A 12,186-nucleotide genomic window follows, 5' to 3' on the forward strand; every position below is an offset into this window, starting at 1 on the left:
CCCCCGGACAACCATATCCAAAGGGTCACAGACAGCACCCGACACCACAAAATCTGGGGCGTTCGCGTGACAACCTCCCCCAGAAATCGTATAAACTCAAAAAATCAGGACGGATTGTCGAGTATGGCTGAAGCCACCCCGTCGCCAGAAGAGTACGGCGCAGATTCTATCAAAGTTCTCAAAGGGTTAGAAGCGGTCCGAAAGCGTCCCGGTATGTATATCGGCGACACCGACGATGGCTCCGGCCTGCACCACATGGTCTACGAGGTCGTCGATAACGGTATCGACGAAGCGCTCGCCGGCCACGCCACCCATGTCAGCGTCACGATCCACGCCGACAGCTCGGTTTCCGTGTCCGATAACGGTCGCGGCATCCCCGTGGGCATCCACGAGGAGGAGGGCGTTTCCGCGGCCGAGGTCATCATGACCCAGCTCCACGCGGGCGGGAAATTCGACAGCAATTCCTACAAGGTCTCCGGCGGCCTCCACGGCGTCGGCGTCTCGGTCGTCAACGCGCTCTCCGACTGGTTGGAACTGCGCATCTGGCGCGAGGGCAAGGAACACGTCGCCCGGTTCGAAGGCGGCTTCACGACCAAGCACCTCGAAGTGCTGGGCGAAACCGACCGCACCGGAACCGAGGTCCGATTCCTCGCCTCGACCGACACGTTCAGTGACCTGAACTACTCGTTCGAGACGCTGGAAAAGCGCCTGCGCGAACTGGCCTTTCTCAATTCCGGCGTCCGCATCCTCCTGCGCGACGAACGCCCGGCGGAACCGCTCGAGAGCGAACTGTTCTACGAAGGCGGTGTCAGGGAATTCGTCAAATACCTCGACCGGCACAAGCACCCGATGATCCCGGAACCGATCTTCATCGAAGGCACCCGCGACGATATCGGTGTCGAGGTCGCGATGTGGTGGAACGACAGCTACCACGAAACCGTCCTTCCTTTCACCAACAACATCCCCCAGCGCGATGGCGGCACCCATATGGCGGGCTTCCGCGGCGCGCTGACCCGCACGCTGACCCGCTATGCCTCCGACAGCGGCATCGCGAAGAAGGAAAAGGTCAACTTCACCGGCGACGACGCACGCGAAGGTCTGACCTGCGTCCTCTCCGTCAAGGTGCCCGACCCCAAGTTCAGCTCCCAGACGAAAGACAAGCTCGTCTCGTCCGAGGTGCGCCCGGCGGTCGAAAACCTGGTGAACGAAAAGCTCGCCGAATGGCTGGAAGAAAACCCGACCGAAGCCAGGCAGATCGTCGGCAAGATCGTCGAAGCCGCCCTCGCGCGGGAAGCCGCCCGCAAGGCGCGCGAGTTGACCCGCCGCAAGAACCCGATGGACATGAACTTCCTCAGCTCGAAGCTGAAGGATTGTTCCGACAAGGATCCTGCGAATACCGAAATCTTCCTGGTCGAGGGCGACAGCGCCGGCGGCTCCGCCCAGACGGGCCGGGATCGGCGCACACAGGCGATCCTCCCGCTGAAGGGCAAGATCCTGAACGTCGAACGCGCCCGGTTTGACCGGATGCTTGGCTCTCAGGAAATCGGTAACATGGTCATGGCGCTCGGCACGGGCATTGGCCGGGACGAATTCGACATTTCCAAGCTGCGTTACCACAAGATCGTCATCATGACCGATGCGGACGTCGACGGCGCCCATATCCGAACGCTGCTTCTGACGTTCTTCTTCCGTCAGATGCCCGAGCTGATCGAAGGCGGCTACCTCTACATCGCGCAGCCGCCGCTCTACAAAGTCTCGCGCGGCAAGTCCGAGGTCTACCTCAAGGACGAGGCCGAGATGCAGGATTACCTCATCGACCAGGGCGTCGACGGCGCGATGCTTCAACTCGGCGACGGGCAAGAGATCACCGGCGCCGACCTGCGTCGCGTTGTGAACGAGGCCCGCCAGCTTCGCCGCGTCCTCGACGCCTTCCCGACGCACTACCCGCGCCATATCCTCGAACAGGCCGCCATCGCGGGCGCCTTCGTCCCCGGCGCCATTGATCGGGATCTGCAAGGCGTCGCTGACCGCGTCGCGCGCCGCCTCGACCTCATCGCGCTGGAATACGAACGCGGCTGGCAAGGCCGCATCACCCAGGATCGCGGCATCCGCCTCGCCCGTATCCTGCGCGGGGTGGAAGAGATCCGCACCCTCGACGGCCCCGTCCTCCGTTCGGGCGAGGCGCGCCGTACCGGGTCCTTCACGGAATCGCTGCAGGAAATCTACGGCAAGCCCGCCACGCTCCACCGCAAGGATCGGCGCCAGCTGATCCACGGCCCGCTCGACCTGCTCGACGCGATCCTCGAAGAGGGCGAAAAGGGCCTCTCGCTGCAGCGCTACAAAGGTTTGGGAGAGATGAATCCGGATCAGCTCTGGGAGACCACGCTGGATCCCGACGCGCGTACGCTCCTGCAGGTGAAGGTTGATGACGTGGCCGAGGCCGACGACCTCTTTACCAAGCTCATGGGCGACGTGGTCGAACCCCGGCGAGAGTTCATTCAGCAGAACGCGCTGTCCGTCGAAAACCTCGACTTCTGATCAACGGGAGCGGCGCAGATACACGTAGAACGCGCCGCTCCCGCCGTGCTTCAAATGCGCCTCGCGGATCTCAAGCACGGCCTGCCCGACCGGCGCCATCCGCAGCCAGTGCGGCACCTGACGCCGCAGAACCCCACGTTGCTCGGGCGCGCGCGCGCGACCCTTGCCGGTAATCACCAGCACCAACCGCGACCCCCGCGCCTGTTCTGACAGGATGAACGAGATCAGCGCGGGATGCGCCTCATCCAGCGTCATCCCGTGCAGATCGATCCGCGCATCCGGGTCCAGCTTGCCCCGGCTCATCTTCCGGAACGCCTTGCGATCCATCTGAACCGGCGCCGTCGCCAACCGATCCGAAACGCTTGGCGCCAGATCGGTCCGCACCGTCGCTCCGTTCGTCTTCGACCCGATCTCGAACGGCGGAATCGCCGTGGCAGCTTCCGCCGACCGCGTTCGGGCCGACGCCGCAACCGCCTTCGGTTCAGGCAGCGCCGACCGCGCCTTCTCCAGCGGAGTCGCCCGTCGCGCGACACTCTCCCACAACGCGCGCTCCTCGGGGCTGAGGTTGCGCGGCTTCCTCATCGCCGGACGGCATCCGCCATGGCATAGGCGCGCTGGATCGGCAGCAGAACGACCATCCGCCCGCCATCCCGGATCCGGCCAGCCGCGCGGCCCCCCTCTTCGCCTGTGCCAAAGAAGATATCCGCGCGCTGCGCCCCCTTGATCGCCGATCCGGTATCCTGGGCGATCATCAGACGCCGCATCGGATCGGCCCCCTCCTTCTCGATCCAGACCGGGGCGCCCAGCGGAACGTATTCCGGATCCACGGCAACCGACCGCATCTCGGTCACCGAACGGTTCATCGCCCCCAGCGGCCCCTTCTCCGGCGGCACGTCATCGACCGGCCGGAAGAACACGTAGCTTTCGTTTACCTGCAGCAAGGCACGCCCCTCCTCGGGGTTATCCCGCACCCAGTTCCGGATCGTGGCCGCCGACACCTCATGCGCCTCGAACAGACCACGCCGCACCAGCTCCAACCCGACCGAGCTGTACTCCCGCCCGTTCTTCCCCCCATACCCGACTCGGCGCAAAGACCCATCAGGCAGCCGGATGCGCCCCGACCCCTGCACCTGAAGGAAAAACAGATCGACCGGGTCCGACAGCCAGAACAGCTCCAGCCCCCGCTCGTCCAGAACGTCGCTCTCCTCGATCTCCTGCCGGGTCAGCCACGGCACGCCGTCGAGTATCTCCGGCGGTTTGCGATAGATCGGATAGGCGAACGTCTCGTCCGGCGTCAGCGACCCCTCGAGTTCCGGCTCGAAGTAGCCGGTGAAAAGCATCGGCACCCCGTCCTCGACCAGCACCGGCGTAAAGAGCTGTTCGAAAAACGCCCGCGCCCCCGGCCCGCTCCGCGCCAGGGAACACAGCGGCAGCCAATCCGGATCGTTCAGATCCCCGCACGTTTCAAGAAACGCCGAAAGCGCCGCCTCGTGATCGTCGGCAGCCCATCCCTCCAGGTCGGAAAATCGCAGCACCGTAACGGCAGGATCCGCCATCACCGACGATCCCAGACCGATCGCGAGCGCTGCCGCCAGCCTCATTCGCCGGTGGCGACGAGGGTCCAGTTGGGGTCATCGGCGCCCATCCGGCGCGAGAAGGTCCAAACGTCTTTCTGGCGCTTGATCGAGTTGGGATCACCCTCGATAATATCGCCACCGCGATCCCGCACGACGCTCGTCAGCTCGCCCAGGAACCGCACGGTGATCTCGCCCACGCCAGCCTCCCGGTCGAAGGTCGCTTCCTTCACCGTCACATCACCGACGCCGACAAATGTCGCTTCGATCGTCAGACCTTCGCGCTCGCGCTGTTCGACGACTTCGGCGAACGACGCATAAACGTCCTCCGACAGCAGGTCCTCGATTTCGGCGAGGTCGCCGCGCTCGAACGCCATCAGGATCATCTCGTAGGCCTGCCGCGACCCGCCAAGGAACTCGGTCAGCGAAAACCCGGGCTCGGCCATCTTCATCGCCATCAGCGCCTTTGCACTGTCCGACCCATCCGGGACGTGATCCGTGATATCCTCGTCCGGACCGCCTTCGATCACTTCGAAATCCCGGCGGCGCTGCGCCTTTTCCCGCTGCACAGGAACCGGCGGCTTTTCATATCCTTCACGCGTGCCAAGGACGCTGCGCAGGCGCAGGATCAGGAACACGGCAATTCCGGCAAGAACCAGAAGTTGAAGGATCGGAGAGTTCATCAGCGCTCTTTCACGGCAACATATGGCATCACTGCCTCCACACACTTATGTAGGGCCTGCGCGGTACAAGGTCCACAGCCGCGATCATCACCGGTTAGCGACGACATGCCACTGCTGCTTCTCTTCATCATCATCCCCATCGTCGAAATCTTTCTGTTCATTGAGGTTGGCGGATGGATCGGCACCTGGCCGACGCTCCTGATCGTCGTTCTCACCGCCATCGCGGGCACCTACCTCGTCCGCAGTCAGGGACGTGCGGTGCTGAACGATCTGCGCCGGTCTTTCTCGGATTATTCCGATCCGTCTCAACCACTTGTCCGGGGGGCGATGGTTCTTGTCGCCGGTGCGCTCCTCCTCACCCCGGGGTTCTTCACGGATACGGTCGGCTTCCTTCTGCTGGCCCCGCCAGTGCAGCGCAAAGCGTTCGATCTCCTCCGCCAGAAGATGCGGGTTTATGTCGCTGGCAGCCCGCAGCCCCGCCAGCCCCGGGACGAGGTGATCGACGGTGACTTCACGGAAGTTCCCCCGGAACAACAGCCGACACACCGCCCTTCAGGCTGGACACGCCATTGAAGCAGCCCGCTCCGCTCTGCTAACAGGGCGCGAACCGCAGAAACCGGAGCTTTCCCATGGCCGAAAACGGCACCGACGCGCCTAACACCGAAGCCGCCGCCCAAACCGGCGACAAACCGCAGGTCCGCCAGCGGATCCTGGCGCAGTATATCCGCGACCTCTCGTTTGAAAACGTAATGGCGCAGAAAAGCCTGCAGGGCGAAATCCAGCCCGAGGTCACCGTCCAGGTCAAGCTCGACGCCCACCGCCGGGGCGGTGACAACCAGTACGAAGTCGTGATGAAGCTCAGCGTCACGTCCAAGTCGAAGGGCACGGAGGAGACGCTCTTCCTGCTCGAGATCGAATATGCCGGCGTCTTCATGATCGAGGGCCTGCCGGAAGAACAGCTGCACCCCTACCTGCTGATCGAATGCCCGCGCCTGCTCTTCCCGTTCCTGCGCCGGATCATCAGCGACATCACCCGCGATGGCGGCTTCCCGCCCTTCAACCTCGAAACGATCGACTTCCTCGCGCTCTACCGCCAGGAAATCGCCCGCCGGGTCGCCGATCAGAAAAAGCAGAAAACGGCAGACGCCTAACCCAGCTTACGCCACAAGGCCTCGTCGCCCAGCTGCTCGACAAAAGCAGTATGGGCGGCAGCCTCGTCCTCCGTCAGACGCGACGGCAAGGGCGTTGCCCGCGGAGGGGGACGCCACGCCGACCCCTCTGCAACCGGTCCGCTCGACGCCGCTTCGGCCAACCCGAAATCCGGCTGCCGCCCCCCGATCAGCTCCAGATAGACATCCGCGAGGATCTCACTGTCGAGAAGCGCGCCGTGCAGCGTCCGCGCAGAATTGTCGATCCCGAACCGCCGGCACAGCGCATCGAGCGAGGCCGGCGCCCCCGGAAACCGCTTCCGCGCAATCGCCAGAGTATCCACGGCCTGATCCATCGGCAAAAGCCGCCGCTTCGCCCAGCCCAGCTCCGCATTCAGGAATTTCATGTCGAAGGCAGCATTGTGGATGACGAGTTTTGCGTCACCGATGAACCCCAAAAAATCATCCGCCACGTCGGCGAATTTCGGTTTGTCGGCCAGGAACTCGTCCCCCAGCCCATGCACCTCGAACGCCTCCTGCGGCATCGCGCGTTCGGGGTTGATATATTTGTGAAACGTCCCGCCCGTCGGCACGTGGTTAATCAACTCGACCGCGCCGATCTCGACAATCCGGTCGCCGTCATCGGGCTCGAACCCCGTGGTTTCCGTATCCAGAACGATCTCACGCATTCCAGCCCAGCTCCTCAAGGATCTCCGCCACCCGGCGCCGCGCGTGATCCATGCTCTTCGTCTCGATCACGAAATCGGCGCGCGCCCGCTTCTCTGCGTCGGGCATTTGCCTGGCGAGGATGGCATCGAACTCCGCCGCGCTCAAGGTGCCCCGCTCCAGAACCCGGCGGCGTTGTTCCTCTGCCGACGCGGTGACGACGATCACCTTGTCCAGCCACGCATCCGCCCCCGTCTCAAACAAAAGCGGGATATCGAACAGCACCACCGGCGCCTCCGCCCCGGCCAGAAACCGCGCCCGGTCCTGCGCCACCAGCGGATGCACGATCGCCTCGATCCGGCCCAGCGCACCCGGATCACCCGCGATGATCTCCTTCAGCCGCTCCCGGCTGACCGCCCCATCCTCGATCGCAGAGGGAAAGACCTCGCCAACCGGCCCAATCGCCGCCCCGCCTGCTGCATAAAGCCGATGCACCGCCGCATCCGCATCCCAGACAGGAACGCCCGCCTCGGCGAACATCGCCGCGGTCGTCGACTTTCCCATCCCGATGGATCCGGTCAGACCCAGCTTGACCGTCATCCCAGAACCGTCCGGCGCAGATCCTCGTCCACGTCCGGTCTCTGTCCGAACCACCGCTCGAAGGCCGGGACAGCCTGATGCAATAGCATCCCCAACCCGTCGACCGCCATCGCCCCGGCCGCCCGCGCGGCCCGCAAAAGCTCTGTCTCCAACGGCGCGTAGACCAGATCGGTCACGACCTGTCCCGCTCGCAATCCATCCAGCGGAAATGTCAGTGGCGGCTGTCCCGTCATCCCAAGTGACGTCGTATTGACAACCAGATCGACCGCGCCCAACAGATCGCTCGCATCCTCCCACGGCGCGACCCGCACCGGATCGACGAATACCTCCGCCAATCGTTCCGCGGTCTCACGCGTCCGATTGACCAGATAGATCTCCGCAACCCCCGCCTCGCACAGGGCATAAAGAACCGCCCGCGCCGCACCGCCCGCGCCCAGAACCAACGCCCGGGTTCCCGCAGCCCGCCAATCGGGTGCTCCGGCCCGCAGGTTCGCCATGAACCCGTAATGATCGGTGTTTTCAGCCTCGACCGAACCATCGGCGCCGAAGGTCAGCATATTCGCCGCCCCGATCGCCCGCGCGGCGTCACTGGCCTTATCCGCCAGCTCCAGCGCCGCAACCTTGTGGGGGATGGTCACGTTGACGCCCACGACTCCCATCTTGGGCATCGCACGCAGCGCCTCTTCGAAATCCGACGGCGCCACATGGAACGGCACGTAATGCCCGGCGATCCCGTATCGCGACAGCCAGGCCCCGTGCAGCCGTGGCGACAGCGAATGCCCGACTGGCGCACCGACAACACCCGCCAAAGGCACCCGCGCACTCATGTCGCGATCACCCCGCGCACCGACAGGTAATTCAGCAACTCCACCAGGGGCAGCCCGAGAATGGAAAAGTAATCGCCATCAACCCGGCCCATTAGACGCACCCCTTCCCCTTCGATCTGATAACAGCCGACGCTGTGCCGAACCTCCTCCCAGGTCCGGTCCAGATACGCATCCAGATACGCATCCGAGAAATCCCGCATCGCCATCCGGGCCACCCCCACATGGCGCCAGACCTCGCGCCCGTCCTCGACCAGAACCGCCGCCGACAGAAGAGAATGCCGCTGCCCCCGCAAAAGCCGCAGCTGATCGCGCCCCTCGTCCCGCGTCTCCGCCTTGCCGAAGACCTGCCCGCCGCTTTCCAGAACCTGATCGCATCCCAGAACCAGCGCGCCCGGCGCCTTCTCCGCCGCCTTCCGCGCCTTCATCCCGGCCAGCGCATCCGCGATGTCGCGCCCCGGCGCGCCTTCGGCGACCATCGCCGCACGCACGGCCTCCTCGTCGATCCGCACCGGCAGCACCTCGAACTCAAGCCCCGCATTGCGCAAAAGCTGCGCGCGGATCGCGGACCCGGAGGCAAGGACAAGAGGCGGCGTCATGGGCATAGCTCTGTGGGAAAGTCGGGGGGAGATCAACCGATAGCCTGTCGGCGATCGCCCTGACTGACCGGCCGACCCGCTGTCACACACCTGTTACACAAATCACGGCGGGAAACCCCACAGAGGGACAAGCATAAAGCGCAATCCTGAATACCCCTGCCTGTTGCGAGAAAACCAACAGCTTATCAACAGAACCAGCGCCGGGATGAAGGTAAATTCATATTCGTTAACAAGGTATTAGCGGATACCGAATTCCATCTGGAGCAATTCACGCACACATCCTCCGGCGTGGACAGCTTTGTGGGCGATCCGTGGTTCCACAGGAAAGTGGCGACCTACTATCACTCCATCTTTTCATCTCTTTCTTTATAATTGATTAAGGCGGCCAGGAGGACCTGAATGCTCGTCTCGCTCTATCCCTGGATCAAAGCGCTCCACGTTATCTCGATCATCGCCTGGATGGCCGCGATGTTCTATCTGCCAAGGCTCTACGTCTATCACATGGAAGAGGTCGAACGCGGCACGCCAACGGATGAGATGTTCCAGCGCATGGAGCGCAAGCTCCTGAAGATCATCATGAACCCGGCCATGATCGCCAGCTGGATCTTCGGCCTTCTGATGGTCGCCACGCCTGGCATGATCGACTGGGGCTCTGTCTGGCCCTGGGTCAAGGCCGCGGCCGTGATTGCGATGTCGGGGATGCACGGCTGGCTGGCGGCCCACCGCAAGAAGATCGCAAGCGGCGACGGGGCTCTGCCCGGCCGCAGCTACCGGATCGCGAACGAGGTGCCGACGCTTCTGATGATCGTCATCGTCATCTCGGTCATCGTCAAACCGGTCTGACCTGCGACCGATTGACATAAATCCCGTAAGCCCCTATCTGCCGTGATCGACGCCAGTCCTGGCGCTCGCTTCACCGCGTTTAGATTTTTCCCTGCCCGTTGCGCCACCCGGCGCCCAAGGACCATTTTCCATGAGCCAGAACCGCCTGAACCTCGCCGATCTCAAGGCGAAAAGCCCCAAAGACCTCCTCGCCATGGCCGAAGAGCTCGAGATCGAGAATGCCTCGACCATGCGCAAGGGCGAGATGATGTTCTCGATCCTGCGCGAACGCGCGGATGAGGAATGGATCATCGGCGGCGACGGCGTGCTCGAGGTTCTGCAGGACGGCTTCGGCTTCCTCCGCTCGCCCGAGGCGAACTACCTGCCGGGCCCCGACGACATCTATGTCTCGCCCGACATGATCCGCCAGTTCTCCCTCCGCACCGGCGACACGGTCGAAGGCGTCATCCGGGAACCGAACGACAGCGAACGCTATTTCTGCCTGGTCGGCGTCGAAAAGATCAATTTCGAAGACCCGGAGAAAGCCAAGCACAAAGTCGCCTTCGACAACCTGACCCCGCTCTACCCCGATGAACGGCTGACGATGGAAATCGACGATCCCACGATCAAGGACCGCTCCGCCCGCATCATCGACCTCGTCGCACCCATCGGCAAAGGCCAGCGCTCTCTGATCGTTGCCCCGCCGCGGACAGGTAAGACGGTGCTGCTCCAGAACATCGCCTCCTCGATCGAGGCGAACCACCCGGAATGCTACCTCATCGTCCTACTCATCGACGAGCGGCCGGAAGAAGTCACCGACATGCAGCGCTCGGTCAAGGGTGAGGTCGTCAGCTCCACCTTCGACGAACCCGCAACGCGCCACGTTGCCGTCTCCGAGATGGTGATCGAAAAGGCCAAGCGCCTGGTCGAACACAAGCGCGACGTCGTGATCCTGCTCGACTCGATCACCCGCCTCGGCCGTGCGTTCAACACGACCGTCCCGTCCTCGGGCAAGGTCCTGACCGGCGGTGTCGACGCCAACGCCCTGCAGCGCCCCAAGCGCTTCTTCGGGGCCGCCCGGAATATCGAGGAAGGCGGTTCGCTCACCATCATCGCCACCGCCCTGATCGATACCGGCAGTCGCATGGACGAGGTGATCTTCGAAGAGTTCAAGGGCACCGGCAACTCCGAGATCGTGCTCGACCGCAAGGTCGCCGACAAGCGCGTCTTCCCGGCGATGGACATCCTCAAATCCGGCACACGGAAAGAGGACCTGCTGGTCGACAAGATCGACCTTCAGAAGACCTACGTTCTCCGCCGCATCCTGAACCCGATGGGCACGACCGATGCCATCGAATTCCTGATATCGAAGCTCAAGCAGACCAAGACGAATGCGGAGTTCTTCGATTCGATGAACACCTGACGTCCACGCGATAGGGGGCGGGCGCATGTCCACGATCTATGCCCTCTCGACCGCGCCGGGCAAGGCAGGGCTCGCCGTCATCCGCGTGTCGGGGCCCGTTGCGTTTGCTGCGGCGGAACACATCACGGGGCATCGGCCGTCGGACCGGTCCATGGCACTCAGGACGTTCCGCGTGCCGGACGGATCAGTCATCGATCAGGGGCTCCTGTTGTCCTTTCCGGCGCCGGGCAGCTTCACAGGCGAAAATATCGTTGAATTTCAATGTCATGGCAGCATCGCAGTGGTCAAAGCAATGCTGGCCACCCTGGATCGGATGCCGGATCTGCGTGCCGCCGAGCCGGGGGAATTCACCCGCCGGGCCCTCGAAAACGACCGCCTCGATCTGGTTCAGGTCGAGGCGCTGTCAGACCTGATCGACGCCGAAACCGACCTCCAGCGCCGTCAAGCGATGAGCGTCCTGTCCGGCCAGCTCTCCGACAAGATCGCCACCTGGCGGGCCGATCTGATCAAGGCGCTCTCGCTGATCGAAGCGGTGATCGATTTCTCCGAAGAAGACGTGCCGGAGGATACCTGGTCTGAGGCCAAGGCGCTGTTGTCGAAGACGCACGACGATCTCAAATCCATCGCGCAATCCGCCCAATCGTCCGACCGCCTGCGCCACGGATATTCCGTGGTCATCCTCGGGCCACCCAATGCCGGCAAGTCGACGCTTCTGAACGCGCTGACCGGTCGGGAAACGGCGATCACCTCGGCCATCCCCGGGACGACCCGCGACGTCGTCGAAACCTTCCTCGACTGGAAAGGTCTGCCGATCATCCTGCGCGATACGGCGGGCCTGCGCGACACGGACGACGAGGTGGAATCCATCGGCGTCGCCCGGGCCCGCAATGCGGCGGATACGGCAGACCTCAGGATCTACCTCCTCCCCGAAGGCGCCGACCCGCAAATTCCCCCCCGCCCCCAGGATCTGATCGTCGGACCAAAGGCCGACCTCGGCGGGTCGCGCGACCTCAACGTCTCGGGGCTGACCGGCGAAGGCGTGGAGCAGCTGATCGCAGTGGTCGCCGAACGCCTCCGTCCCGTCGACCTCGGCCAGACCTGGCTCCTGCGGGATCGCTACAGGGATGCGATCGCCGCCGCCGCCGCGGATCTGGACGACGCCATCACAGGACGTGACGGCCTTGACGGTGAAGAGATTATCGCCGAAAGCATCCGCTCCGCGATCTTCAGACTCGATCGGCTGATCGGGCGGGTTGTCCCGGACGACGTTCTTGACGATATCTTCTCGAGCTTCTGCATCGGCAAATAG

The 12,186-nt window shown here is 63.7% G+C and carries 13 protein-coding genes; 6 read left to right on the top strand and 7 right to left on the bottom strand.

Features of this window, described 5'->3' with window-relative positions:
- Nucleotides 1-123: 123 nt before the first annotated feature.
- Complete coding sequence (gene gyrB, locus AADZ90_RS02985; RefSeq protein ID WP_367309246.1) at nt 124-2,538, top strand: DNA topoisomerase (ATP-hydrolyzing) subunit B; 2,415 nt, start codon at nt 124-126, stop codon at nt 2,536-2,538.
- Here gyrB and AADZ90_RS02990 read toward each other — a convergent pair whose 3' ends face one another.
- The 3 genes from AADZ90_RS02990 to AADZ90_RS03000 are packed head-to-tail and all read right to left on the bottom strand — an operon-like array spanning nt 2,539 to nt 4,795.
- Complete coding sequence (locus AADZ90_RS02990) at nt 2,539-3,120, bottom strand: Smr/MutS family protein (protein ID WP_367309245.1); 582 nt, start codon at nt 3,118-3,120, stop codon at nt 2,539-2,541.
- A complete protein-coding gene (mltA, locus tag AADZ90_RS02995) occupies nt 3,117-4,094 on the bottom strand; it encodes a murein transglycosylase A (protein WP_367309567.1) in 978 nt (325 codons plus the stop codon). Before mltA ends, AADZ90_RS02990 begins: the two co-directional genes overlap by 4 nt.
- 41 nt (nt 4,095-4,135) lie before the next feature.
- On the bottom strand, nt 4,136-4,795 hold the full coding sequence (locus tag AADZ90_RS03000) for a Tim44/TimA family putative adaptor protein (RefSeq protein WP_367309244.1): 660 nt from the start codon (nt 4,793-4,795) through the stop codon (nt 4,136-4,138).
- 105 nt (nt 4,796-4,900) lie between these two features.
- On the opposite strand from AADZ90_RS03000, the gene AADZ90_RS03005 reads away from it, so the two are divergent.
- Both AADZ90_RS03005 and secB read left to right on the top strand, forming a co-directional pair.
- Entirely contained in the window at nt 4,901-5,368 is a 468-nt protein-coding gene (locus tag AADZ90_RS03005) for an FxsA family protein (protein WP_367309242.1), read from the top strand.
- A gap of 56 nt (nt 5,369-5,424) precedes the next feature.
- Nucleotides 5,425-5,946, top strand: a complete 522-nt coding sequence (secB, locus tag AADZ90_RS03010; protein WP_367309241.1) for a protein-export chaperone SecB — start codon at nt 5,425-5,427, stop codon at nt 5,944-5,946.
- On the opposite strand, the gene dnaQ is transcribed toward secB, so the two are convergent.
- From dnaQ to AADZ90_RS03030, 4 genes are read right to left on the bottom strand one after another with little or no spacing between them, the layout of a single operon-like run.
- Entirely contained in the window at nt 5,943-6,632 is a 690-nt protein-coding gene (dnaQ, locus tag AADZ90_RS03015; RefSeq protein ID WP_367309240.1) for a DNA polymerase III subunit epsilon, read from the bottom strand. The genes secB and dnaQ overlap by 4 nt on opposite strands.
- On the bottom strand, nt 6,625-7,209 hold the full coding sequence (coaE, locus tag AADZ90_RS03020; protein WP_367309239.1) for a dephospho-CoA kinase: 585 nt from the start codon (nt 7,207-7,209) through the stop codon (nt 6,625-6,627). The genes dnaQ and coaE overlap by 8 nt, the downstream gene beginning before the upstream one ends.
- Nucleotides 7,206-8,036: a shikimate dehydrogenase gene (locus AADZ90_RS03025; RefSeq protein WP_367309238.1), complete on the bottom strand. Its 831-nt coding sequence runs from the start codon at nt 8,034-8,036 to the stop codon at nt 7,206-7,208. Before AADZ90_RS03025 ends, coaE begins: the two co-directional genes overlap by 4 nt.
- Nucleotides 8,033-8,632, bottom strand: coding sequence for a Maf family protein (locus AADZ90_RS03030; protein ID WP_367309237.1), 600 nt, complete (start codon nt 8,630-8,632; stop codon nt 8,033-8,035). The genes AADZ90_RS03025 and AADZ90_RS03030 overlap by 4 nt, the downstream gene beginning before the upstream one ends.
- Before the next feature lie 399 nt (nt 8,633-9,031).
- Between AADZ90_RS03030 and hemJ the strand changes: the two genes are divergently transcribed.
- The 3 genes from hemJ (at nt 9,032) to mnmE (ending at nt 12,186) form a co-directional block, all read left to right on the top strand.
- A complete protein-coding gene (hemJ, locus tag AADZ90_RS03035) occupies nt 9,032-9,475 on the top strand; it encodes a protoporphyrinogen oxidase HemJ (RefSeq protein WP_367309236.1) in 444 nt (147 codons plus the stop codon).
- 130 nt (nt 9,476-9,605) lie between these two features.
- A complete protein-coding gene (gene rho / locus AADZ90_RS03040) occupies nt 9,606-10,877 on the top strand; it encodes a transcription termination factor Rho (RefSeq protein WP_367309235.1) in 1,272 nt (423 codons plus the stop codon).
- 25 nt (nt 10,878-10,902) lie between these two features.
- The gene (gene mnmE, locus AADZ90_RS03045) at nt 10,903-12,186 is read left to right on the top strand and encodes a tRNA uridine-5-carboxymethylaminomethyl(34) synthesis GTPase MnmE (RefSeq protein ID WP_367309234.1); all 1,284 of its coding nucleotides are present in this window, start codon (nt 10,903-10,905) and stop codon (nt 12,184-12,186) included.

Source organism: Aestuariibius violaceus, assembly GCF_040779325.2.
Lineage (GTDB): Bacteria > Pseudomonadota > Alphaproteobacteria > Rhodobacterales > Rhodobacteraceae > Aestuariibius > Aestuariibius violaceus.

Coding starts and splice junctions, on each gene's coding strand:
- coaE (WP_367309239.1), bottom strand. CDS start 7,209: ATGACGGTCAAGCTGGGTCTGACCGGATCCATCGGGATGGGAAAGTCG.
- rho (WP_367309235.1), top strand. CDS start 9,606: ATGAGCCAGAACCGCCTGAACCTCGCCGATCTCAAGGCGAAAAGCCCC.
- mltA (WP_367309567.1), bottom strand. CDS start 4,094: ATGGCGGATCCTGCCGTTACGGTGCTGCGATTTTCCGACCTGGAGGGA.
- AADZ90_RS03000 (WP_367309244.1), bottom strand. CDS start 4,795: ATGAACTCTCCGATCCTTCAACTTCTGGTTCTTGCCGGAATTGCCGTG.
- AADZ90_RS03005 (WP_367309242.1), top strand. CDS start 4,901: ATGCCACTGCTGCTTCTCTTCATCATCATCCCCATCGTCGAAATCTTT.
- mnmE (WP_367309234.1), top strand. CDS start 10,903: ATGTCCACGATCTATGCCCTCTCGACCGCGCCGGGCAAGGCAGGGCTC.
- hemJ (WP_367309236.1), top strand. CDS start 9,032: ATGCTCGTCTCGCTCTATCCCTGGATCAAAGCGCTCCACGTTATCTCG.
- gyrB (WP_367309246.1), top strand. CDS start 124: ATGGCTGAAGCCACCCCGTCGCCAGAAGAGTACGGCGCAGATTCTATC.
- AADZ90_RS02990 (WP_367309245.1), bottom strand. CDS start 3,120: ATGAGGAAGCCGCGCAACCTCAGCCCCGAGGAGCGCGCGTTGTGGGAG.
- AADZ90_RS03025 (WP_367309238.1), bottom strand. CDS start 8,036: ATGAGTGCGCGGGTGCCTTTGGCGGGTGTTGTCGGTGCGCCAGTCGGG.
- dnaQ (WP_367309240.1), bottom strand. CDS start 6,632: ATGCGTGAGATCGTTCTGGATACGGAAACCACGGGGTTCGAGCCCGAT.
- secB (WP_367309241.1), top strand. CDS start 5,425: ATGGCCGAAAACGGCACCGACGCGCCTAACACCGAAGCCGCCGCCCAA.
- AADZ90_RS03030 (WP_367309237.1), bottom strand. CDS start 8,632: ATGACGCCGCCTCTTGTCCTTGCCTCCGGGTCCGCGATCCGCGCGCAG.